Source organism: Duganella sp. BJB1802 (assembly GCF_013369445.1).
Taxonomy (GTDB): domain Bacteria; phylum Pseudomonadota; class Gammaproteobacteria; order Burkholderiales; family Burkholderiaceae_D; genus Rugamonas; species Rugamonas vulcania_A.
This window is the reverse complement of the sequence record NZ_JABWEF010000029.1, coordinates 35,923-58,290: the sequence shown is the minus strand read 5'-3', so window position 1 is coordinate 58,290 and position 22,368 is coordinate 35,923. Positions and strand designations below refer to the sequence as shown.

The 22,368-nt window shown below is 62.0% G+C and carries 19 protein-coding genes; 10 read left to right on the top strand and 9 right to left on the bottom strand.

The genetic code is table 11. From position 1 onward, the window contains the following. Positions 1-370 precede the first annotated feature (370 nt). From HUX88_RS30285 to HUX88_RS30270, 4 genes are all read right to left on the bottom strand, one after another. Complete coding sequence (locus tag HUX88_RS30285; RefSeq protein WP_176364169.1) at positions 371-1,099, bottom strand: bifunctional 2-polyprenyl-6-hydroxyphenol methylase/3-demethylubiquinol 3-O-methyltransferase UbiG; 729 nt, start codon at positions 1,097-1,099, stop codon at positions 371-373. Beyond that, positions 1,096-2,013 (bottom strand): DUF2867 domain-containing protein, encoded by a 918-nt coding sequence (locus tag HUX88_RS30280; protein ID WP_229219617.1) that lies wholly within the window; start codon positions 2,011-2,013, stop codon positions 1,096-1,098. Before HUX88_RS30280 ends, HUX88_RS30285 begins: the two co-directional genes overlap by 4 nt. 8 nt (positions 2,014-2,021) lie before the next feature. Next, a complete protein-coding gene (locus HUX88_RS30275; protein ID WP_217916504.1) occupies positions 2,022-2,687 on the bottom strand; it encodes a TetR/AcrR family transcriptional regulator in 666 nt (221 codons plus the stop codon). 214 nt (positions 2,688-2,901) lie between these two features. After that, entirely contained in the window at positions 2,902-3,777 is an 876-nt protein-coding gene (locus tag HUX88_RS30270; RefSeq protein ID WP_176364167.1) for a hypothetical protein, read from the bottom strand. Between HUX88_RS30270 and HUX88_RS30265 the strand changes: the two genes are divergently transcribed. Together HUX88_RS30265 and HUX88_RS30260 are read left to right on the top strand one after the other, a co-directional pair. Continuing rightward, positions 3,776-5,620 carry a hypothetical protein gene (locus HUX88_RS30265; RefSeq protein ID WP_176364166.1) on the top strand — a complete coding sequence of 615 codons (1,845 nt, stop codon included), beginning with the start codon at positions 3,776-3,778 and terminating at the stop codon, positions 5,618-5,620. The genes HUX88_RS30270 and HUX88_RS30265 overlap by 2 nt on opposite strands. Positions 5,621-5,647: 27 nt before the next feature. Then, positions 5,648-7,156, top strand: a complete 1,509-nt coding sequence (locus HUX88_RS30260) for a trypsin-like serine protease (protein ID WP_176364164.1) — start codon at positions 5,648-5,650, stop codon at positions 7,154-7,156. Positions 7,157-7,233: 77 nt separating this feature from the next. On the opposite strand, the gene HUX88_RS30255 is transcribed toward HUX88_RS30260, so the two are convergent. Next, positions 7,234-7,944, bottom strand: a complete 711-nt coding sequence (locus HUX88_RS30255) for a hypothetical protein (RefSeq protein WP_176364163.1) — start codon at positions 7,942-7,944, stop codon at positions 7,234-7,236. A gap of 123 nt (positions 7,945-8,067) precedes the next feature. Between HUX88_RS30255 and HUX88_RS30250 the strand changes: the two genes are divergently transcribed. Both HUX88_RS30250 and HUX88_RS30245 read left to right on the top strand, forming a co-directional pair. After that, on the top strand, positions 8,068-9,081 hold the full coding sequence (locus tag HUX88_RS30250) for an ABC transporter substrate-binding protein (RefSeq protein WP_176364162.1): 1,014 nt from the start codon (positions 8,068-8,070) through the stop codon (positions 9,079-9,081). Continuing rightward, a complete protein-coding gene (locus HUX88_RS30245; protein WP_176364160.1) occupies positions 9,078-11,447 on the top strand; it encodes an ATP-binding protein in 2,370 nt (789 codons plus the stop codon). Before HUX88_RS30250 ends, HUX88_RS30245 begins: the two co-directional genes overlap by 4 nt. Here HUX88_RS30245 and HUX88_RS30240 read toward each other — a convergent pair. Further along, positions 11,407-12,075, bottom strand: coding sequence for a response regulator transcription factor (locus tag HUX88_RS30240; RefSeq protein ID WP_176364159.1), 669 nt, complete (start codon positions 12,073-12,075; stop codon positions 11,407-11,409). The two genes, HUX88_RS30245 and HUX88_RS30240, sit on opposite strands and share 41 nt — an antisense overlap. A gap of 246 nt (positions 12,076-12,321) precedes the next feature. Between HUX88_RS30240 and HUX88_RS30235 the strand changes: the two genes are divergently transcribed. The 6 genes from HUX88_RS30235 to HUX88_RS30210 are packed head-to-tail and all read left to right on the top strand — an operon-like array spanning position 12,322 to position 18,433. Continuing rightward, entirely contained in the window at positions 12,322-12,693 is a 372-nt protein-coding gene (locus HUX88_RS30235; protein WP_176364157.1) for a hypothetical protein, read from the top strand. Positions 12,694-12,704: 11 nt separating this feature from the next. Further along, on the top strand, positions 12,705-13,130 hold the full coding sequence (locus HUX88_RS30230; protein ID WP_176364156.1) for a hypothetical protein: 426 nt from the start codon (positions 12,705-12,707) through the stop codon (positions 13,128-13,130). Positions 13,131-13,161: 31 nt separating this feature from the next. Beyond that, a complete protein-coding gene (locus HUX88_RS30225; RefSeq protein WP_176364155.1) occupies positions 13,162-15,024 on the top strand; it encodes a GMC family oxidoreductase in 1,863 nt (620 codons plus the stop codon). Positions 15,025-15,033: 9 nt separating this feature from the next. After that, positions 15,034-16,134: a ferritin-like protein gene (locus tag HUX88_RS30220; protein WP_176364154.1), complete on the top strand. Its 1,101-nt coding sequence runs from the start codon at positions 15,034-15,036 to the stop codon at positions 16,132-16,134. Further along, positions 16,131-17,153 (top strand): hypothetical protein, encoded by a 1,023-nt coding sequence (locus tag HUX88_RS30215; RefSeq protein ID WP_176364153.1) that lies wholly within the window; start codon positions 16,131-16,133, stop codon positions 17,151-17,153. Before HUX88_RS30220 ends, HUX88_RS30215 begins: the two co-directional genes overlap by 4 nt. Positions 17,154-17,206: 53 nt before the next feature. Next, on the top strand, positions 17,207-18,433 hold the full coding sequence (locus HUX88_RS30210) for a hypothetical protein (RefSeq protein WP_176364152.1): 1,227 nt from the start codon (positions 17,207-17,209) through the stop codon (positions 18,431-18,433). A gap of 206 nt (positions 18,434-18,639) precedes the next feature. On the opposite strand, the gene HUX88_RS30205 is transcribed toward HUX88_RS30210, so the two are convergent. From HUX88_RS30205 to HUX88_RS30195, 3 genes are read right to left on the bottom strand one after another with little or no spacing between them, the layout of a single operon-like run. Next, positions 18,640-20,748 (bottom strand): hypothetical protein, encoded by a 2,109-nt coding sequence (locus HUX88_RS30205; RefSeq protein WP_217916503.1) that lies wholly within the window; start codon positions 20,746-20,748, stop codon positions 18,640-18,642. Between the two features lie 59 nt (positions 20,749-20,807). After that, the gene (locus HUX88_RS30200; RefSeq protein ID WP_176364150.1) at positions 20,808-21,839 is read right to left on the bottom strand and encodes a peptidoglycan-binding domain-containing protein; all 1,032 of its coding nucleotides are present in this window, start codon (positions 21,837-21,839) and stop codon (positions 20,808-20,810) included. Then, complete coding sequence (locus HUX88_RS30195) at positions 21,836-22,249, bottom strand: hypothetical protein (protein WP_176364149.1); 414 nt, start codon at positions 22,247-22,249, stop codon at positions 21,836-21,838. The genes HUX88_RS30200 and HUX88_RS30195 overlap by 4 nt, the downstream gene beginning before the upstream one ends. Positions 22,250-22,368 lie beyond the last annotated feature (119 nt).

The window sequence follows — 22,368 nt, the reverse complement described above, 5'->3', positions numbered from 1 at the left end:
AACATCCCGCAGGGATGCGTTGCAATAGGCGTCGGGACAAGCGAAGCGCGCTTCGGCTCGGGGCGACGGCGTCAAATGACAATGCTTGGAGAGGTGACATGCTGGCGCCGCCAGGGCGGGCCAACAGTGATGCGAGTATCGCAACGACTTATAAAATCTTCAACTATTAAATATCGCCACGGTTGCGGAAATACCACCGGAACGCTTGCATCCTGCGCCACCGCGATGGGCGTTCTGGCGTGGGTATTGGGTCTATCGAGAGCGCGGAAACGTCAAGAGGGGCGGTAGGGTGCGACAGTCAATTGGACAGCAGGGCATTTTTGTGTGTCGCCGGCAGGCGCTAGAGTTCTCCCACGGCGGACGTACGAGGTTAGACGCGTTGTGCGATAAGGCGAACCATTCCGCGCATTCCCGCCTCGCGCCTAACCTTGAAGCCGCTCGACTGCAACCTGGCGACCAGATACTCAGGTGATAGTCGAAGTTTTCTGTAGTGACTCACCTGCGTTCGCCAACCATCCGAAGTGCGTTGATGAAGAATGTCATGAACCAGGACAGACTCCGGCTCGTATTCGAGGAAGCAGGTGAGGATGCGGCTGTCGTCGCTTCTTACCGGGATGAAGCGACCGTCCCCAGCGAGAGGCGCGGTGTAGTCCCGGAAAGAGACGACGAACGTGCCACCGGACGGCAGTTCATCAGATGCTTGCTCGATGAGATACTCTACCGCTTGGAAATCCTGCAAGTGAGTGATCGTGTCTCCCATGCACAGGATTGCGGTGGGCGCCTCCGAAATGTGGCGCTGGAATCCGAGCAGCTCGTCGTTGACGGTCCGGATCGCCAGGCCGCCACTGATGTCTGTGAGTGTGCGCAGCAGCTCGACCGACGTGTCGATAGCCGTCACTCGCGCCCCGTTGCGCGCGAGCGGGATGGCATGCATGCCGAAGCCGGCCCCAAGATCGATGACGACGGCGCCTGGAGTGAGCCGCAAGTTCAGCGCCTCGATCTCCGCGGCGCCGGCCTCAAGCGCTGCGACAGAGCCGCCCGCCATCCAAAGGTAGATCGGGGCGAGGTGTTTCGCGTAGTGCTCTGTGACGGAGGTCATATGCTCGGCGACGCCAGGGGCCAACCGACTTGCGCGGCACGACGGAGGTTGGCCTGAACCACCAAGCGGTGAAACGGCGCGATGAGGCGGATATAGAACCGGCCGACTCTGTTGTGGCAATGGACGACGGTCGACATTGTGATGCGCCCTTTGGCTGTTGGCGAAGACCCAGCGGAGCACAAGACAGAAAGCCTGAAGTCCAGGTGCTTGTCGTCTTCGCCGAGAACGATTTCCGTCGGCGTTGAACTGTATATCTTGAAGAAGCCGACGCGGCTTCCCTTGTCCGTTGCGCCAATCGACTCGAGTTGCTTGGTTGTCTTGAGACCGATGCCGGCAACCAGTGCGTCTCGAACGGCCAACAAGCCGTTGATCCAGGCTGGCTGGTGCGCAAACATGAACCTCGCCAATTGCTCGGCGTTTGTCGACGCTCCGACCGGTAACTCAATCGAATAGGCGTCGGCGAGATTCATCGAGGAATAGACCTTGGCTATTCGCGACTCTTGAGGGATCGACACCGGCGTTATGTGATGCAGCAGTGCCCGGTCAGCTCGCCAAAGGACGGTGAAAACCACTGTCAGCGCGATCTCGGGGATGATGGCGCTTCCGATGCCCAGCCCTGCGGCGCCGCTCAGATATTCAAACATCCCGAGCGCCGCAAGAATCAGGCTGGCCAGCGCGACACCGGCGCTGATTCCCGCCCGAGCCGCGCTGGCGGGAGAATTACGAACCAAGAACAGCATCAGACCGAGCCCCGCGAAAAGCGCAGCGTTGCGGCGCGCTACCAGTCCGGCCGCATTGGAATAGCCGACACCCCATAGTTGCAGCAGGGTGGCGGGAGCGAACATCCAGATACAAAACAGGGCGCAGCAAATGGCGCTGGAGATCAGCGCGACACTCTTGAATCGAATGGACATATGGGCTTTCAGTTGGAAGTGGATAACTGCGCAGGAGCCGCTCTACGATAGGCTCCGTTGAGAAAAAGCTGGACCATTTCCGCGAAGAGCGGCGCAAGCGGCACGTCGGGTGTCGCAATCCATCGCATCAGCGTAGCCAGACGCAGAAAGACCACGTACTCCGCCATCTGTTCGGCGCTGGTGTCGGTGACGATCTCGCCGTCCAGTTGGCCTTGTCGAATCAGATCGGCAATCAGGCTTTCAAAACTATCGCGTTCGATCGGATGTTGCTGGATTTTCTGTCCGCGAAGACGGTGGTGGAGGTAGGGGGCGGCATACGGGCGCATGCTTTCGGCATAGGCCGCCTCGTTCTGGAACATATACAGAAAGCGCTCGGCGACTGTCGGCATGGTCGCCATGGCGGCGCGCATTGCAGCCCGGCGCGCCATCAAATCGTGGTGAAAACGGTGCTGAATAAACGCTTCTTTGCTGGGAAAATGCTTGTAGAGGGTACCGCGCGCCACGTCGGCGGCCTGGGCGATGGATTCCATCGTCACCGCCTCGTAACCCTGTTCCTCGAACAATTGCCAGGCGCAGGCCAACAGGTCCGCACTGGTCTGATGCAATTTGCGGGCTCGTCGGCCGCCGGTTGTTTGAGACGGCTCGGTTTTAGGTGGGGAGGAATCGGAAGTCATGTGAGTCGGTGAATGCTGTGCGTTGTTGAAGATTGTACACTGTACAGTATTTTTCATGTCAAATATTTAACGAGGTGGATGGCGGCAGATATGCGGAGGTGCTGTCTAATTTCGCATAATTTATATTATGTAAAATTAGATTCGCCACTTCGCCCTTTTATTGCGGACCATTGGTGCCAGCTGGACCGATGAAGCCCATTTGTCAGCGCAGATCCTATCCTAAAGTCTTGCGTGGGCCGCCGCCCCCTTTGTTATCGTCGTCAGGCTTTTTTGCAGCAGCCCGCGCTTGCGCCAGGTGACGATTGCGCGCAGCGACATAAGCCGTATCGGCATCCGTCAATGCCTGCGCGGTGGAAGTTTTTTTGTTCCTGACACTCCGCAACGCTTCAAATGCGATTCGAAGGTCTTCGCCGGCCGCGCTTGCCCTGAGCTCTGCCAAGTGTGCAAATGATCGTTTGAATTCCTCCAGCGTCAGTCCGAGCGCATAGTCCTCGCCAAAGAACCAGAAGAAGCAATTGTTGATCTCATCGACATGTTCGCCGAGATAGTCCATTAGCGCATACGCGTCCGCCTTCCCCTGCTGAAGATCGAAGACGATCCGGGTCACCACGTCCAGCATAGTCGACCCAATGGCGCCAGGGCCGATATAAGACGCAGGCGATGCTTCCACCGCATCGACCAGCTGTGAAGGAACGGCGGCCATACGGTTCAGCCGCGCTACTTGCTGCGCCCGGAGTCCCTTGACGTTATACATATTCAGGCTTGGCATGCGGTCGAACACGAGATAAGCGTTGCAGAACTCTAGCTGGTCGACGTATTTTAGGAATGCTTTTTGCCCCGGCTGGAAATCACCCAAAGTCTCTGTCTTGTGGTCGGCTTTTTTGAGTTCCAGCGCCAGGATACACTTGGCGTCGATGATCGACAATACATCTAAGCCCAGGCCACGCGGCAACTCGGTCGGCTGTTCGCCGCTAGGTGGCGTTCTGCGGCAAAACGGGTGAAATCCTGTCCCGAAATCGCCCAAGATCTGCAGATAGCCCGGTATGGCTTCGGTGAGATAGCTTTGAAGATCCGGCTCGTGGACTGCCATGGCGATGTTCCTGGAAAAAGTTTTAGGTCAAACAACAATTCTGCACGGAAAACTTCATTTAAATGTCACTGATTGTCACGGTAAGCGAAAAGACACGCTCTATCGGCATCGGCCTTCCGGACATCGCCTGCGCTCCACGCCGTTGCGCCATGCAAAACGTGCGAAAAACCACGTCGAGCAACGTCGTGACAATTTGCTACTTTTCCAAAGTGCAAGAATGCTATTCTGCATATTGCGAGCCGGCCCTGCAATTCACGGGTCTCATGTCGAAAGGACGATCATGCAGATGAAACGAGTGAAGACACTGGCGTGGCTGGGTACGCTCAGCCTGGCGATTACGGCGGCCGGTACGGCTCGCGCCGCGCTTCCACCAGGCACGCTGCAGGTCTGGATCGAGCCGGCTTGTCCCAGCGTGGCGCCACCGCTGGAAACGCAGTCCGCCGTTGCCGCGCTGATAATCGAAGGCTTGCTGAGCACCGCCGTGACCACTGCGCTGGATGCCGCCGGCAACTACTTCACGGCCGCCGCGAAGACCCGCTCGACCGCGCTGAAAGGCAGCGTCGACGACGTGTTCTACACACTTGACGCACAGGGGCAGTTGACGCCCGTGCACGATGCGCAGGGCTGTGTGGTGATGATGGTCGAAGGCACCCAGCCACGCCAGCCTTGGTTCGACGCGGCGCGCGAGCGGTCGGAACAGCTGCGTCACGTCGAGAGCTTGCCGCGCTTTTATTTCGAAGCGTCGTTTGAGCCCGCCCCCAGTCCCGCCCGCGAGCTGGTGGCTCGCAACCGCATGTTGCACGTGGGCAGTTTTTTCGAGACCGGCTGGAACTACACCGACGAGCGCGCCTATTCGGTCGCGCTGACGCTTCGTGGTCTGGAGGATTACAAAGCCTTTGGTCAGCTGAGTTTCAACTTTGCCGGTGTGCGTCCCGGTACTTGGGCGGCATCCAACATCATCCGCAACCGTGCCGGGCAGGACACGCAACGAGATGTGAGCATCAAGTCACCGCCCCCGGACTGGGCATCAGCCCAGCGTGTCCCCTTCCATCCCGTCAATGCGACCATCGAATCGGCGGTCAATACGCAGAAGCTGGCGGCGGCCCCATTTCAGAAGGCCACACGCCTGCTCAACATGACTAAATCCGAACCTGTGCTGGAAGAACCCGAGTGGGTGGTCCGCGGTGGAGGGGCGACTCCCGCATCGTTTTCCGCCGCGCCGCACTTTGCCGCCAGCCTGCAAGCGCTCTGCGAAGCTATGGACAAATTAAAAGATAAGAAAATCGAACTACCGCGCGACGCGCGCTGTCCGCTCAGCTACCTGCAGGCCGCCAATGATCTCGAGGACGCGCGCGCCGCGCTGCGCACCGAGATGGAGAACATCTGGGCGAACGGCTTTTTCGCTTACCATAAGGGCGGGGCCTGCAACAAGGACAAGGATGATCATGTTGTGTGCACGCCGCCGTTGCGTGCGCAACCCCAGCAGGGGCCATACGCGTGGGAGGTGACGGTGGTCGAAACGCGTGAGCCGAACGCCCTGGCTACCGCCGTCGCCAGCGCGTTCAGCGCCAACAAGGACAAGCTTAAGACCACACTGGAGGATGAACTGATCCCGTCACGCCGGGCGGCTGCAGCCGACAAGGACGAAGCTGCGGCGCGTGATGCGCAGTTGGCATATCGTTTGGCCATGCTTAAGGTGGAAGAGGAACAGGCCAAGCTGCAGGAAGCGGCGACCAAACCCCGCTCGGAGCAACTGGTGCAGCAGGCCATAGTGCTGCGCGCCAAGGTAGCCGCCAACACGGCGGCCCGGGCCGCTGGCCTCCCCCTGCCCTTCGAGGTCTGAGCGATGGGCCGCCTGAGAGGCTTGATCATGCTGTTGCTGTTACTGGCGGCGGCCGGGCCGACGCCGGCACTGGACGTGTCCAGCATGGCTGCTCAGCAGGCGCAGCGGCGCAGCTGTAGCGACGAGGACTCGGCCAAGATCCTGCGTGAGTGGCTGGCCATGCTGCCGCGCGAATCGGCCGGCACGCTGACCGATCCAGTCGTACGGGAGGCGGCGCTTCGAGCCGGCTCGTACGGCATGCTCGACCAGTTGCGCGCGGCCTCGCAACACATCTTCTTGCTTGAGCAGGATCTGGCCGGCGCCATCGACAGCCGGGCCATGGAGGCGAAGCTGGTTGATCTGCGGCGAGAGTTCAGGTCTACGACGTTTCCCACAACACTACAACAAGCGCTGGCCGGCGACGATCAGGGCGCGCGGCTGTATTTGGGCGCGGCTCTGGATATCGCCCGCAAGCAGTCGGCAGCACCGGACTGTTCGCGCCTGTTCCGCGCGTATCTGGCGCGGCACGACGAGCGCGTCGCCTATCTGATGACCTGGCGGGCGCAGTTCCGCGACTCGCCTTACCTGCAGCAGGTCCATGTCGGCACTGAAAAAGACTACCCTGTGTACACGCTACCCAAAGCGGGGTGCGAGCCTAAGCCCGCTGGCGCCGATTTCCTCAGTCTACTGCCGAACGGCCACGTGGCTGGACAATATAGCGCGCTCGGTTTTCCGGAGGTGGTACAGCTGTCGCTACAAAACGCCGCAAAGACGCAAAAGTGGGAATGCAGCGGTGTTCTGCTGGGAGACCGCTGGGTGTTGACCGCCGCCCATTGCGTGGACGATGGCAAGTATCAGAGCGAGGACGCACTGACCCGCGTCTACCTCAATGGCCGGGTGGCGCTGCGGCGTGCCGCGCTCGGGCTACCGGCCCGCTCGGGCATCACCGCCCCGGTACACGTTCCGCAGGCTTACCGCGACGCCTTGAAGGCCCACAGCAATCAGGGGGACCTGGGCAAGACCGACATCGCGCTGCTGCAACTGTCCACCGCCTTGGGCGATGGCGCCAGCACGCCGCCGCAAGATGCGACCGATCTGCCGGCACAGGTTCTGGGGACCCTGGCAGGCTATGGCATCACAACCTCGCAGCCGGTACCAGGCGCAGCCGACCCGGCCCTGGACGTCGGCTGGCTCCGCGTCACGTCCGGCGAGCAACTGTTGACGTGGTCGGCATCGGTACAGCCGGGCGCCGACGGCGCGCAGTCCAACGCCAGTTGCCATGGTGACTCGGGCGCGCCGATCTATGCCACGCTGCAGACCGAACAGCCGGATCCTTTTGATCCGCTGGCGGAGATTCAGCCAGGGATCGAAACCATCAACGGCAACCTCCCGGCAGTCGGCTGCCTGGGTGAACGTCGCCGGCTGATCGGCCTGGTGTCCTACGGCGAGTCGGTTCAGCCGCACGCCTGCATGGCCTCTTCGAGCGGTGCGGGTCCCAGGCTGTTGCCGCATTTGCCGTGGATATGCAAGGTGACGGGTTTATATTGCCAACAATGACAGCCGTCTAGCTCGAAAATACCGGTCGTGGCCGCAGCGGTTCAGACAGCTGACCACCACGCCTCCGTTCAAGGCCCTTACTTTTCCAAACAGACGTTATTGATCACCGGGCACGGGTCTGTTTTTCCGTCCGCGTTGTCGGCAACGCGATAGCCGACCAGGATTTCACCCAGCATGTCCTTGCGATCCAACGCCTTGCGCAACAGGCTGTTCAAGCACTGGGTGTGGTAGGCGTACAGCCGGCGTGCATGGCAGGCGTCCTGCACGGCGACTTCCCATATCTCGATCCGCCGGCCCGGACCGCCATCGACCGGCGCCGAGTCGACCGCGGACATTATGCCCCAGGGAATAGTCCGATTCTTGTCGGTGTTGAGCGGATCGCTGCCATCGTTCAATGCGGCATGGGCCGCGCGCGGATAGATGCAATCGTTGGGACAATTGGGCACGGTCAAATAGTGTCCGGTGGGCTTGAGCAATTGCGGGGTCCCGGCCGTATTAGGCACGCTCTGGACATCCTCGATGCAGCCGTTCTGGTTCGTCGACGCATTGCCGAAATACGAACTTCCTTTGCCCTTCTGGAAAACCAGCAACAGCATGAATTGATGCGGAATTTGGGTGTTCTGCGCCGGATCTTTGACCCGGTTCGCGCAATACAACGAAGGAGGCTTTGCTGGAACCATAGGAAGCTTTGCCGGAGCCGCATCGGCGGCATGGGCGCCGTTGGCGGAGCAGACCAGGCCGATGGCGAAGGCGGCGGCGAATAGCGAACGGGTAAATGTCTTGGGCATGATGACTTCCTTTTTTGGGTTGTGACAACAGGTGCAAGGTTAGCATTGAAATATTATTAAGGAGCGGCGACAATTGCCCATCTGTATGGGCCATCTGGCCGATAGCCTTTTTGGACCCTGCCCATGGCGCGCTTGCCGATCGATCACGATGCTCCGCTGCCTTCGCGCCGCGCCCTGATGGCGGCCGCGGCGCTCGGTCTGGGCGCCGTTCATGGCCTGCTCCGCGCGGCGGCGCCGGGCGCGCCATTGCACATCGCCTGTCTGTCGTCGACGCCGCCCCATCCGGCGAACTTGTCGTCGTTTCTGGCGTCATTGACCAAACTGGACCCCGCGCTGGCCGCGCGCGCGCGCTTCACGACCGACTTCGCCCATTTCGACGCCGCGCAGCTACGGCAATTGGCCCGCAAGCTCAACGAGCAAGGTCCGGCGCTGATCCTGTGTTTCGACTTCGATGCCGCCGTCGCCGTTGTGGCCACGCGTGTTTCCGCCGACGTTCCACTGGTGTTCCGCGCCCATGACGACCCCCTGGCTTTCGGCCTGATCGACAGCTACGCCCATCCCGGCCACAATCTGACCGGCATTACGACGTATCGCTGCCTCGACCAGAAACTGGTCGAGATCATTCGCGACGCGGTACCCACGGCGCGGCGGATAGGTTTTGTGCACGACGGCGCGATCGCCGACTCCGGCTGCAATGCGCAAGCGCGCAACTATGCCGCCGGACGCGACATCCGCTTGCTCGACTTCAGCGTATCCGGCGCGGAGGAGCTGCCGACCTTGCTGGACCGCATAGGCAGGCAGGCGCCGGATGCCCTGATCGTCGCGGCCACGGCGGTCACCTGGCCGATGCGCCGGCAGATTATCGCCCGCATGGATGCGTTGACGATCCCGACCATCTACGAGGGCCAGGTGTTTGTCGACGACGGCGGTCTGATCCAATTCAGCGCGCTGCAGGACGACGCGTTCGACCGCATGGCGCGGGCGGCGGTGCACGTCTTGCGCGGCGGCGCCGCCGGCGACTTCCCGGTCAGTCAGCCAGTGCATTTCGAACTGGTGATCAATCTGCGCGCCAGGCACGCGTCGCATTACCGGCTCAGTCCACAAATTCTGCGCCGTGCCGACCGGATACTCGAATGAGCTTGCAACGATCGCTATTCCGCAAATACCTCAGCGTGCTGACCGCCGCGATATGCGGCACCCTGCTGGTAGCCAGCATCGTGCAATTGGCGCTGAACGTGCGCGAGCAGCGCCAGAGCGCCGAGGCGCTGTTGGTGGCGAAGTCGCGCCTTGCCAGCATGCAGATCCAGTCCTTCCTTGCACCCATCGTCGCTTCGATGACGTGGGCCCTCGACTACGACCAGCCGGGCGTGGCGGTCGATACCGGGCAGATACGCGACGAGAGCCACCGCCTGTTGCGCAAGGTGCCCTCCATCTGGCAAGTGCGCTATATCGACGGCGCGGCCTGCGTGCGCCTGGAAGTGTCGCGGGTGGGGGTGGACCGTGAAGGCGACTGCGGCGCCCTGCCCTTGTCCGCGCGCGAAACAGCGCTGTTGGCGCGGGCCCACGCCCAGCAGCTTGCCTATGGCCCGGTGCTGTTTCGCGAGGCCTCCGAACCCTATATCGAGATTGCCATGGCGGCGCGCGGCCGGCGCGGGGGAGCTTTGCTGGTCCAGGTCGACCTGCGCCAGATTCATGCGACCATTTCCGCCATCCAGGTCGGCGACACCGGCTACGCCTACCTGATCGACCGCGACAGGCAATTGCTGGCCCATCCCGACAACAGCCTGGTGCTGCGCCACATCGACTTGCATCCGTCACCGGTGATCGCGGCGGTGCTCCGCAGCGGCGCCACGCCGGCCACGGCCATGGTGCGCGACATGGACGGCCAATACGTGCTCACGACGGCGTCGGCGGTGGCCGGTCCGGAATGGCAAGTGTTCGTGCAACTGCCGGTCCGGGAAGCCTTCGGTTCGATCTTCACCGCACTTTGGCTGACCTTGTTCGTCACCGCCGGCGCGATGGTTTGCGCGACCGCCGCCAGCTATTTCCTGGCACGGCGCATGGCCCAGCCCATCCTGGAGGTACGGAACGGCGCCGTGCAGATGGCCGGCGGGGACCTGGAGACGCGGATCGTCGTCAGCACCGGCGATGAAATCGAATTGCTGGCCCATGAATTCAACCGCATGGCGGCGGCGCTGGGGGCAAGCTACGCCCAGCTGGAAGAAAAGGTGCGGCAGCGTACCCATGCGCTGGAACAGGCCGGCGCGCAGCTCCGGCATCAGGCCGATGAGCTGGCGTTGCTGAACGGCGAGCTGTCGGTGCGGCTCGGCGAATTGGCCGTCCGCAATGACGAAGCCGAGCGGGCCAGCGCGGCCAAGACGCGCTTTCTGGCCGCCGCCAGCCACGACCTGCTCCAGCCGATGCACGCCGTCGGTCTGCTGGTGGGCATACTGCGCCAGCGCATCCGCTATCCCGAGGTCAGCCTCTTGGTGATGAAAGTCGAGGCGACCGTGCAAGGCATGCAGACCCTGTTCGGCAGCCTGCTCGACATTTCCAAGCTCGACTCGAACGCGGTGAAGGTGGACCTGCAAACGGTCGACATCCAGAATTTGTTCAATTTCATCGAACTCAATTACCAACCGATCGCCCAGGAAAAAGGCATCGTGTTGCGCCTGGCGCGCTGCCGCTGCGCGGTGCGGACCGATCCGGCCCTGTTGGAACGCATACTGGGCAATCTTGTCAGCAACGCGCTGCGCTACACGGAGACCGGCAAGGTCCTGGTCGGTTGCCGGCGCGTGGGCGAGGCCATCCGCATGCAAGTCTACGACACCGGTATCGGCATACCGGCGGAATATCAATCCCACATCTTCGAAGAGTTTTATCAAATTGAACGGCCTGAAAAACGCCATGGCGGCGGCCTGGGCCTCGGCCTGTCCATCGTGCGCCGCAGCGCCGCGCTACTCGGGCTGCCGTTGGACCTGCGCTCGACGCCCGGCGTCGGTTCGGTGTTCGGCATCACCCTGCCCCTGGCCCATCCGGACACGCCCCGGGCCTCGCTGCCGGCCAATGCGGGCGCGCAGCAGGATGGGCTGCGCGGCGCCTTCATTGTCCTGCTCGACGATGACCGCGACGCCTGCGAGGCCGCCGAGCAACTGCTGCGCAGCGCCGGCTGCCATGTCGTCGCCGCCACCTCCTCCGCCGCGGCGCGTGCGCTGCTCGCCGACCACTTGCGGACGCCCGACCTGATCGTCACGGACCTGCGCCTGGGCGCCGGCGACAGCGGCTGGCAAGCCATCGCCGGCATACGCGCCGACGCCGGGCATTTGATACCCGCCTTGATTATCACGGGCGAAGCGCGCACGCCGCTGTTCGACGCGCTGCCGGAGCATTGCGAACTGGTGCGCAAGCCGATCGGCCCCGGCCGCTTATTCGAACTGTGCGCCCGGTTGCTGAACGCACCGTCTACGAGCCAAAGCTCAGCCCCCGCTTGCCTGCCGCAATAACGGCCTGCGTGCGGGTGGTGACGTTGAGCGCGCGCAGCGCCGCCGAGGTATGCGTCTTCACCGTGCTCAGCGAAAGGTTGAGGTCGCGGCAAATCGTCTTGCTTGGCTTTCCCTGCAAGACCAGTTGCAAGACGTCGCCCTGACGCGGCGTCAGCCCCAGCTGCGCGCAGGTGATGGATGGCCTTGTGGCGGGCGAGGCCGCTGGCGGGCGCGGCTCGGCGCCGCCTGGCTCGGCCAGGAATATCGTCGCCGGCAGATAGATGCCCTTGGCCAGTATCACCTTCACGGCGCCCTCCAGCACACCCGACGTCGAGCTTTTCGGCACGAAGCCCATCGCGCCGGCGTCCAAGGCGCGCAACACGCTGTCGCGGTCCTCGTTGGACGACAGCACGACCACGGGAATCTCCGGGTAGTCATGGCGCAGCTGGCGCAAACCATCGAAGCCGCTCATGCCGGGCAAGCCGAGGTCGAGCAGGATCAGGTCGATGGCGGCGTTCGCACGCAATTGCTCGAACGCGTGTTCGCAACTGCCGGCCTCGATGGTGTGGACATCTTTCAGCGCCGCGCGCAGCAGCAGGGACAGGCCTTCGCGAAACAGCGCGTGATCGTCAATCAGCAGGATATTCATAAACTTTCCGAAGGAGGCCGCCTCGCCATGAGGCGGCGTATCGAGGGTATCGCCATGTTGTACCACGATAAATGGTGCGTCGGCGTGGCCGTAAGGCCCATCCTTGCGGCCAATGTCGGATTGCCAACCCGTGAACCACAATGATAGCCAATCCTGACCGCCAGCCGCGAATTATCGCAGCAAGCGGCCACGGAGCATGGCCACCACTTCAACGCCCGGCGTTGATCCATTAAAAAGGAAATTATCATGTCCCGCAGACTTTGGGCAGTAGGCAACAACACCGGCACCGCAGCGACCCTCACCAACGACGAGGGCGATTCGGTAGCGATCGCCGCGCTCGGCATCACCCATACCGGCGGAACAGGCGGCGACTTCGTCTATTTGTCCGACTGCTCGGATAGCACCTATTGGCCGGCGCATCACATGACCATCTCGTCCAGCGCATGGAGCGTGTCCTGCTGGGTGGACGATCAGAACAACCGCGTGTTCATGTGGTCGGCGTTCAATGGATGGTCGAGCCAAAACATCGTGCAGAACTCGGGCGCCCCGGTGGACGACTGCTCCATCATGATCAACCTCGTCAACGGCTCGCCGGTCGTGACCTGGCAACCCTGGTAATCGCGACCATCATGCCTATCCCACAGGACCTTCACGACGAGAACTTTCTCGCCGTTTCCGCCATGCTGACCGGTTTCACCCAGACCGACCTGGAAGCGACCGGCATGGCGGAGAGCTACAACCAGCTGATCCGGATGTCCAACACGCCGCGCGTGCTGGCGGGTTTTTATGCCGAGTACATCGCCATCATCGAGGAAACCGGCGGCCCGCCCGCATCCGACGCGCTGGTCCGTGCACGCCTGGTGCCGCCCTCGTGCTTCGAAGGGCTGGCGGGCAACATCATCGGTCTCTGGTACACCGGCCAACTCGGCAGCACTTTGCTGCCGCAGGGCTACCTGCAGGGGCTGATGTGGAAAGCCGCCGACACCCATCCGCCAGGGGCGAAGCAACCGGGGTATGGCTCCTGGAGCGAGCCGCCGCTGACTTCCCGACTCTAACCGCCGCGCTTTTATGGACTCAACGCCGATCATGCATCCACACAAATACGACGTCGTCATTGTCGGCTCCGGCATCGCCGGCGCGGTGATGGCGAAAACCCTGACGCGGGCCGGCAAGCAGGTGCTGATGCTTGAAGCCGGCCTGGGCGCAGGCCTCGCTTTCGACCAGGACACCGCTTTCACGACGTACCAGCAATACCTCACGCAGTTTTATGCGAACCCCGCGAAGGTACCCAATTCGCCCTACCCGGACCTGGCGAATGCGCCGTCGATCGACGTCGTCGAATTATCCCGCCAGACCCCGTACGACACCGGCTACCTGGTGCAACTCGGTCCGCAGCCGTTTGCCAGCGATTGCCTGCGCGGCGCCGGCGGCACCACCTTGCACTGGTTGGGCAACGTGCCGCGCATGCTGCCGCGCGACTTCCAGCTCAAGACCTTGTACGGACAGGGCGTCGACTGGCCGATTTCGTACGCGGAGCTGATGCCTTACTACGACATGGCGGAATTCGAGATCGGCGTCGCCGGCGACGTCGCCCATCAGGTGGGGCCGGACATGGGACAGTCCAACTACGGCCCCGGCTATGTGTTCCCGATGAAGAGCATTCCGGCCAGCTACCAGGACAAGATGTGGTTCAAGCATACCGACGGCCTCGAGGTGACGGTCGACCGGCTCCGTTACAAGCTCACGTGCATCGGCATGCCGCAAGGCCGCAACTCCGTCCCCAATCCTGAATACCGGTATGCCGGCGTCGAGTGGGACGCCACGTCGCGGCGCCTGACACGCGCACCCGGCCGCCACTACACCGTGGTCGGGGCGACCTGGAACCCGCACCAGGGCAACCGCTGCGAGGGCAATGCCAGTTGTATGCCGATCTGCCCGGTCCAGGCAAAATACAACGCGCTCAAGACGCTGAATCAGGCGCCGCCCGATAAACTGACCGTCATCCCCCAGGCGGTGGCGTCGACGGTGGACATCGATCCGTCGACCGGACGCGTGCGCGGCATCCACTACAAGGTCTACCAGTCGCCGGGCTCGCCCGATCACACCTGCGCCGTCGCCACCGGCGCCATCTACGTGCTGGCCGCCAGCGCCATCGAAAACGCCAAGATCCTGCTGGCGTCCGGGGCCGCCAACTCCAGCGACCAGGTCGGCCGCAATCTGATGGACCACCTCGTCATGCTGACTTGGGGCCTGACGCCGGAAAAGGTCTACCCTTATCGCGGCCCCGGCTGCACCAGCTACGTGCCGACCTTTCGCGACGGCGCCTTTCGGAGCGAGTTCGCCGCCTGGATATCGCCGATCGACAACTGGGGCTGGTCGTGGCCGACCGGGGCGCCCGGCACCGACGTGTCGCAAGCCATCGGCCAGGGCATGTTCGGCGCCGCGCTCAGGACGCACATCAACGAGACGGTCACGCGCCAGGCGCTGTTCCATTTCGAATGCGAGCAACCACCGGATCCGGACAACCGCGTCACCATCGACCCGCGCTACAAGGACAATCTGGGCAACTACCGTCCGGTGATCCAGTACGACGTGTCCGACTATGTGCGCAAGGCGTTCGAAGCGGCGCGCGATGCGTCGGACCAGATCTTCGCCGCCAACGGCATCGCCGATCATACCCGGTACACGCCGACCGACACCAACCATGTCTGGTACCGGGGGCGCGGCTACACCTGGAACGGCGCCGGCCACATCGCCGGGACCCATCGGATGGGCGCGAGCGCCGCCGATTCCGTCGTCGACCGCGTGCAGCGCAGCTGGGACCATGACAACCTCTTTGTGGTCGGTTGCGGCAGCATGCCCACCGTCGGCACCTCGAACCCGACTCTGACCATGACCGCCATGGCGTTCATGAGCGCGGAAGCGATCCTCCAACAACTTCCCGACTAAGGCATGACCATGCACCCTACCCCACGCCCCGCTGCGGGCACCGCGCGCAGCCGCCAATTGTTGCTGCCGCCGCCCGGACCAGGCGGCGCCATCACCACGGTCGGCCAACTTCGCCGCCACCTGCAGACCGCGATCGAACTGGAGCACTCGACCATCCCGGTCTACCTGTGCGCGCTCTTCTCGATCAAGGATGGGCGCAACCCGTTTGCCCTGCGCACCCTGCACGATATCGTGATCGAGGAAATGCTGCACATGAGCCAGGCGGCCAATATCTTGAACGCGGTGGGCGGCGAACCGTCGGTCAACGGCCGTGGCTTCGTGCCCTCCTATCCGACCTATCTGCCGCACAGCGACGACGCCTTTCTTGTGCCGCTGCAGTCGTTTTCACCACAGGCGTTGGCGACCTTCCTCGAGATCGAACTGCCGCGCACTGTGCATACGCCGCCGTCGGGCGATCACTATCACACGATCGGCCAGTTCTACGCGGCGCTCAAGGACGGGCTGATCTATCTGGCCGAGCGGGACGAGAATCTGTTCAACGGCGACCCGGCACGCCAGTTGGGGCCAGAGCACTACTACGGTTCCGGCGGGCAGCTGGTGCCGGTCCGCTGCCTGGACGACGCCATCAAGGGCATCAATGAGATCGTCGGCCAGGGCGAGGGTATCGACGGCGGCATCATCGATGCCGGCGGCCCGATGCCGGGGCCGGATGTCGAGTATGCACACTACTTCCGCTTCAAGGAAATTGCGTGCGAACGCCGCTACCGTCCGCAGGACAAAGCCAACGCACCGCCCACCGGCGCCCCCATCGAGGTCGACTGGAGTGCGGACGCCACCTATCAAATGCGCCCCAATCCCAAGCTGGCCCATTACGAACCGGGCTCGCCGTTGTGGAACAAGACCCTGAACTTCAACCTTACATACATGGCGCTGCTCGACGCCATCCACCACGCCTTCAACGGCGAGCCCGGTGCGATCGCCCGAACGATCCCCATGATGTGGGACTTGAAGTACAAGGCACTCGAGCTGATGAAAATTCCGCTCAACGACAGTGAAACGGCCGGTCCCAGTTTTGAATACATCTCCCCCAACCTTGAAAGCCGATCATGAAAACCAACCCTCTCGCAGCAACGCCCAACGCCTTTAACCGCAAAGCCGATGTCAACGATGCCGGGCTCGGCCCGCTGGCCGCCCTGGCCAATGGCAATCAATGGATAGGCGATACCGGCTTCAATTTGATGGTGGTCCCGAGGCCCGAGGTGGGCTTCCTTGTCATGATCAGCCCGCTGTTCGAAACCCACCATTTCGAAGTCTCGGCCTCCGCGCCCAACCGCAGCGCACAGCACGGCACGGCGCAAAACACCGCCATCAAATATTCGCAGACGGTGGCGGAGAAAAACAGCAAGAACATTCTGCACGAAGAAAACGGCATGTGGTTGAACCAGACCCCCGGCACCCTGGCCGAGGACTGCAGCGGCTACGGCCTGCAGCATGTCGATCCCGCCACGACACGCGAATACCTCAGCAACAACCCGCTGCTGCGTTCGGGAACCATCCCGCACGGTAACACCATACATGCCATCGGCAACTGGAGCGCCGCCGACCTGACGCCGCCGGCCAGCGGCGACGTCCAGCCATTCATCAAGCTCGCCAATTTCCAGAACAATGGCAGCACGCTCGAATTCCTGCCGATGTACGCCGACGGCAGCGACCCGACGGACTTGCATGCGGCCTACGTGCGCCAGATAAAACAGGCGTTGGAGGTGGTTGGGCGTTCCGATTTGTCGTACGAGGAATTCATCAATCCGATCGGCCTCCTCAACGCCCAGGCTAAGGATGTGACGCACGCGGTGTCGATGGCGGTCACCACGGAGAACGACCACGGCGGCGTGTTGAACGTGCCGTTCGAGCGCGCTTTTGCCCATCCGCGCGCCTTCATCTGCACCTTCATGATCGAGACGGTGCTCACGCCCGGATTCAAGGGCAATGCCAGCCCGGCCGCCGATGAAAGGTCAACCTTCATGCAACTGCAGTACCTGCAGTCGATCCCCATGTTTATCCCGAAAGGCTTCAATGGTAAGGACGTGATCTTCCCCCATTGGAATGTGAACACGCTCATTGCCGTCTGATACAGCCTTTCATTCCCTGCATAAAAGACACAACAACCGTCACGAGGAAAAAAATGCGCAAGCTCATTTCGACACTAGGTGTCTGCCTGTTCGCTGTATCGATCTCGTTGCTGAATGCCGCCGCGGCTGCCGAACCCAAGAACCCGATGAACGCCCCGGATGAACTGGCGTGGCAGCTCTTCCTGCAGGTCAATGCCAGCGTACAGCCTGGCGGGGGCGGCAACGCCTTGTTCGAAACCTGGGCGAGCGATCACGATACCTTTCAGCTGCAACCACAACCCTGGCCGGTCAAGACGGCGCCGCTCGCATTAAAGGTGCCCGCGCTGCGTGCCGCCGCCAGGGCCCTCCCCAAGGGCCACGCCTTCCAAACGGTGCAGGTGGTGCCGGGCGCCACGGATGATGAGCCGTCCGAGGAGACGCGACGCAACAAGGAAGCCTACAACTACATTGTTGCCAACAAATTGTTTACCGTTTCCGGCCTCAAGGCCGCCTTCGGCAAGACCATGAATTTTCCGGTCGACTCACTGGAAGTGAAAGCGAACTGGTATCCGGTCGTCTCGACCAGGGACCCGAAGAAAAGCGGCATTCCCGGCTATACGGGAACGCTGGCCGACACGGCGAAGGTCTACCACGTCAGCACCGCGTCCGACGGCGTCCAGTATGCCCTGGTCGCGATGCACGTGATTTCCAAGCAAGTCCCCAACTGGACCTGGGCCACCTTCGAGCACAAGAACAACCCATCGCGCTGCGATATTCTCGGCTGCAAAGATCCGTTCGGCGCGGCGGCAGCGTATGTGGCGCCGAACCCGGCATCCGGCCAGGGTTACGCCGATTGCAAGAAGACGCCGGCGCTTGCGGCCTTGTATGCGAAGGCGAAGACCGACCCGGCCTTCGCCAACTACTGCCTGAAAGGCACGCAAACCGATTTTACGACCGCTACCGGGCAAGCTGTCCGCCTGGGCAACTCGATCACCGAGAACGGTTTCGTGAACCAGTCGTCCTGCATGACATGCCATAGCCGCGCAGCGTTCGACCATATGGGAAAGGCAACGACGGGTGGTGGCTTCGATCGATTGACCGGGCTGGCGTCAATAGGCCCGGTGGAGGCAAGCTGGTTTGCCGCTTCGACCAGCGGCAACCCACCCTACGCCCCCATCGTCGTCGACCAGGTCGACCTGACGCAATTCGCGACCCAAGCCGACTTCGTCTGGTCGATTCCATTCTGTGCCGTCGACGACACCGCCAATCCGGCTCCACCTTCAAGGTGTTCCAGGAAATAGGCCACCGTCGCTTCGACGTTGGCCCGGTTGGCCGTCACGCGACTTTTCCCACGAACTGGCGGCCGGCCAGTTCGTGGGCGTCACCAGGGCGCGAATTATTTCGGTCATCGGAGCGAAAATCATCAGAGCAAGTAATCCCGGCCAACCCTATATGTAATAAGCTGCCGCCTTTAGCGGCCTTGGCCGAAACCGGCGCGGCTGGCGGATCACGACAGAATCGGGAGACCCAGCGCCTCTAGCAAGCCGTTCATGAGCGTCTTGCGGCTTGCGGCGCGCTCCAGGGAGTCGGCAAATCGGAGCTCGATGCCGCTGGCGCTCCGTTGCAAATGCACAGCAATCCAGTGACTGCCGCCTTTGAACCGGGTGTCCAGCGCGACGGTGTTCAGCACGACGTACAGATTATTCGACAGGCCGTTGTAAAAATTCATTAGCGGCGTCGATGGCGCGATGGCATAGCCGTTCGCCGTGCCCAGCATAAAGCGGATCTCATAGACGCTCTGAATGACGACAACTTGGTCATCGATGCCGAGCCCCAACAGCAAGGCGTGTACGTCATCGCTATGGATATTGTGCACCATGCCGCCTATCGCCTTAAGTCCCGGATCATCATTCATGGCGTTCTGCGCAGCGTTGGTATCATCTCTATGGGCGCGCATGGCTGCGATATTGAATACCGCGCGCTGCCCGCAACTGGGCATGTCTTGCGCCAGGCAACGTAGGCGCCGATATCGAGGCTGCTGCAGGCCGCCCGGCGTCAGTCTGTCCTGTGCGCCGTCCAGGTATCCAACCATGGCAGGACTGGAACCCGAACCGGAACTGCTGCTACTGCTACCGCCGCTTACAGCAGGCCTGGGCTGCCGTCGGTACCACACCACGAATTCGGTATATGCCATTTCGTTGCGATAGACTATGAAGTCGTTGTTGCCGAAGCGGCGGTCGAGTTTCTTCAGGAACCAGTTGCGCTTTGGCCGGCCTTCGCAAATCGTGGTGGCGGGGCTGGTTTTCTGTTTCTCCAACAATGACGCCACGTCGCGGCGCCGTCGAACATAGTTCTTGGATACGCGCACGCGGTCCTGCTGCTCCTTGTACGCAACCCGGGACAGAAGGACCGGGCGCAACGGGTCGACGTGATGGATTTTCTCCCCGCAAAAGCAAGCATCGCCGGCTTGCACCCACTGGCCGCACAGTTGGCAGTGTTTACAAAGACAGGCAACGTAGTCACAGTGCTCGCAGCGGGAATACGCCGCGCATTTCGCGAAATTGTCGCTGAGATAGGCGCCCTGTCCAACGCTGCCGTAGATGCCGATCATCTCGCTCTTCCGGCAACGTCCCGGGTCGAAACCATGATCGCAGATGCCTTCGACGCCGGCCGGGCCGGTGCCATGGAACAAATAATATTCACCTTTGTCGATGGAAAGGCAAGGCAGTTGTAGTTCCTCGCAGACAGGACTGCAGAGCCAAGGAAAATCCTCCGACTTCGACCATTTCTTTTTCCCGGACGGGTCGGAGTCCCCGCGAGGTGGCAGTTTCAAGCCGACGCCGTTGTCCGCATAGCCTCTATAGGTAGCCCAGCGCGGGGCATTGATCACCACCTCGATTCTGTCGACGTATATGCTGTCCTCGTTAATCGTGGGTATCAACTTGTCCAGATCTTTCATCCACGCCTTGCTCGGATCTACATCGGTCAGGAACTTTTCCGTCTCCTTCTTGCTCATCTCGTACTTCTGCTTCTTCAAGCATTCTCCGATATAGCGCTCGATATCGCGATACACCGCACTCTTGGAGGACAGTGGCACGCGGACGTGGGTCTTGCCGTAACTGATCTGGCTGATGCCCCGCAGATTCGCCTTATGGATGTTCAATTGGCGGGCCCGGTGGATGTTCCAAGCGGCCTCCAGCCGCTCATCCTGAGTCCCGAGCAAGGTCTGCTTCAGCTCCGCCAGCATCGTTGTGTCCCCCTTCTTAACCAGGCCGCCCGATTTGAGAAGAACGTTGAACTGGGCCTGAGCCAATCGTCCGGCCTCGTCGTCTTTCCAGCGCTCCTTGTCGTGGTCCAGCAGCTCAGCCAATCGCATCTCGGAGTTCTGTTTTGTCGTGTTCCGCGCCGGTATGTATCCAGGGGTTGCAAGGTCGGCGCCCCAATACCTGGGCGCGTCAGCAGGAAAGATGCCGCCCGTGTCGTTCGGATCGAGATGGATCACCAGCGCAGGCTCGCGGCTGTCCGCCTCGGAGCTGTCGCCAGGGCCGCTTGGCAGGGGTGGCAAGTTGGGGGCGGTGTTGAAGGTCATCGTCGTAGGCTCGTCGTCGTCCAGCACGGCATGCGACGGAGGGGCACTCGATTCGTCAGGGAACATGGCAGGGATCTCGGGCAGGCTTAGCTCAAATCGAATAATTGCTCTATTGCGGCGCGGGTTTCCTCATCCAACTCGCCGCTCGGCTGCAAGCCATGGTCCTCCTGGAACGCCGCCAGCGCGGCGCCTGTGGCGGCCCCGAGCACGCCAGGCTCGTCTTCCGCGCAGTCATATCCAAGGCTGTTCAGGCGTTGCTGCACGCCGCCAACCGTGCCGACCGGCTCCACATGGCCTATCCATATCTCATGAGCTTCCATGCCCGCGCCTTGGCCAAGGAAGAGATCGGCCCGCACCGCGCTGGCGGGTATCCTCTCGCATAGCGCGCCGTTCTCATCGGTCGTTCCGGTGCGGTCGGCAAAGACGCCGGTATCGGCCAACTGCAAGCTGAGCAAATATGCGACGCCGGCCCGTGGCTGCTCGTCGTCGTCGAGAAAGCGCAGGTTCAACGTAGCCCATTCCTGCCGGCAGACCACCCGGTAACGCATGCCTGCCTCTACCGGGGCGTTGCCCTGCGTCAAATCGGGGATATGCACCGTATCGCCGGGCTGCAATATTCCGTACTTGCGATAACCGTCCTTGAGTGCCGCGTTGCCCGGATGCTCGCTCAGCGTCTCCAGCGCCAGACCGTAGCGATACGCCAGCTTTATCATGCAGTCACCCGGCAGCACCTGATGGGTCGCGGTCCGGCCGCCGCGCACTGCCGGGGCGCTCCACTGCGCCGGCGCGCCGGTGCGCTGCGATGGCTCCAGCGCCTCGCTGGAGCTGATCGACCATAGCGGTGCATCCAGTGCGTATAAATCCAGCTGATAGGCCGCGCCCTCCAAGCCTGTAAAGCGCATGACGCCGTCGCTGCCTCCCTTGCCCAGCAATGCCTGTCCCGCATCATTACGCAGTTCGGCCACCACCCCGGGCATGGCGTGCTCGTCCTCATCCACCACCAGCACTTCCAGCGCGAGCAGCTTGAGCGGACAAGGGAGCACGGGGTCCGCAACCCCCTGCCCGGCGCCCCCGCTCGCGGCGGCCTCGTCGGCGTTCCTCAGCGCGTCGGCGCTCATGGTCCTGTCTCTTGCAGCAGACCGAAGCCGTCCTGCAGTTGGCGGTTATGCGCCGCTATTTCGCGTCTATGGACGCACTGGTCCACCAGCAGGCGCAGGCGCTCACTGGGGCTGCTGACAGTCCCATCGATCAAATAGTCGCGCATCCATTGCTGAGCTGCAGACTGGTCGAACTGCCAGCCATACAGTACGGCCAGGTTCAGAAAACGGCAGCAGTCCTGGCGCGACGTCAATCCGTAGCCAGCGCTCCGGCGCAGCGCATCATTGATGTGGGATTTGAGTACATCGTCGCCGCAAACACGCAGCTGATGGGTGAAGTGAGATCGCAAGTGCCGGCACATCTGTTCGATGAATTCCTCCCGGCTCGCTTTGGCCAAGAGATCAAGTTGCTCTGTTCTGATAACCAGCATCGTTTCTGCCCCTCCCGGATGGACCTATCCGGACGATTCTGCGCCTTTCGCCAATGTTTTTCAATATGCAATACTGCTAGCATATTGAGAGTCACACGAGCGCGTATCCATGGCATCAT

Excerpts from the sequence above, each read along its gene's own strand:
- HUX88_RS30285 (WP_176364169.1), bottom strand. The coding sequence starts at position 1,099 with ATGACCTCCGTCACAGAGCACTACGCGAAACACCTCGCCCCGATCTAC.
- HUX88_RS30280 (WP_229219617.1), bottom strand. The coding sequence starts at position 2,013 with ATGTCCATTCGATTCAAGAGTGTCGCGCTGATCTCCAGCGCCATTTGC.
- HUX88_RS30275 (WP_217916504.1), bottom strand. The coding sequence starts at position 2,687 with ATGACTTCCGATTCCTCCCCACCTAAAACCGAGCCGTCTCAAACAACC.
- HUX88_RS30265 (WP_176364166.1), top strand. The coding sequence starts at position 3,776 with ATGGCGATGTTCCTGGAAAAAGTTTTAGGTCAAACAACAATTCTGCAC.
- HUX88_RS30270 (WP_176364167.1), bottom strand. The coding sequence starts at position 3,777 with ATGGCAGTCCACGAGCCGGATCTTCAAAGCTATCTCACCGAAGCCATA.
- HUX88_RS30260 (WP_176364164.1), top strand. The coding sequence starts at position 5,648 with ATGCTGTTGCTGTTACTGGCGGCGGCCGGGCCGACGCCGGCACTGGAC.
- HUX88_RS30255 (WP_176364163.1), bottom strand. The coding sequence starts at position 7,944 with ATGCCCAAGACATTTACCCGTTCGCTATTCGCCGCCGCCTTCGCCATC.
- HUX88_RS30250 (WP_176364162.1), top strand. The coding sequence starts at position 8,068 with ATGGCGCGCTTGCCGATCGATCACGATGCTCCGCTGCCTTCGCGCCGC.
- HUX88_RS30245 (WP_176364160.1), top strand. The coding sequence starts at position 9,078 with ATGAGCTTGCAACGATCGCTATTCCGCAAATACCTCAGCGTGCTGACC.
- HUX88_RS30240 (WP_176364159.1), bottom strand. The coding sequence starts at position 12,075 with ATGAATATCCTGCTGATTGACGATCACGCGCTGTTTCGCGAAGGCCTG.
- HUX88_RS30235 (WP_176364157.1), top strand. The coding sequence starts at position 12,322 with ATGTCCCGCAGACTTTGGGCAGTAGGCAACAACACCGGCACCGCAGCG.
- HUX88_RS30230 (WP_176364156.1), top strand. The coding sequence starts at position 12,705 with ATGCCTATCCCACAGGACCTTCACGACGAGAACTTTCTCGCCGTTTCC.
- HUX88_RS30225 (WP_176364155.1), top strand. The coding sequence starts at position 13,162 with ATGCATCCACACAAATACGACGTCGTCATTGTCGGCTCCGGCATCGCC.
- HUX88_RS30220 (WP_176364154.1), top strand. The coding sequence starts at position 15,034 with ATGCACCCTACCCCACGCCCCGCTGCGGGCACCGCGCGCAGCCGCCAA.
- HUX88_RS30215 (WP_176364153.1), top strand. The coding sequence starts at position 16,131 with ATGAAAACCAACCCTCTCGCAGCAACGCCCAACGCCTTTAACCGCAAA.
- HUX88_RS30210 (WP_176364152.1), top strand. The coding sequence starts at position 17,207 with ATGCGCAAGCTCATTTCGACACTAGGTGTCTGCCTGTTCGCTGTATCG.
- HUX88_RS30200 (WP_176364150.1), bottom strand. The coding sequence starts at position 21,839 with ATGAGCGCCGACGCGCTGAGGAACGCCGACGAGGCCGCCGCGAGCGGG.
- HUX88_RS30195 (WP_176364149.1), bottom strand. The coding sequence starts at position 22,249 with ATGCTGGTTATCAGAACAGAGCAACTTGATCTCTTGGCCAAAGCGAGC.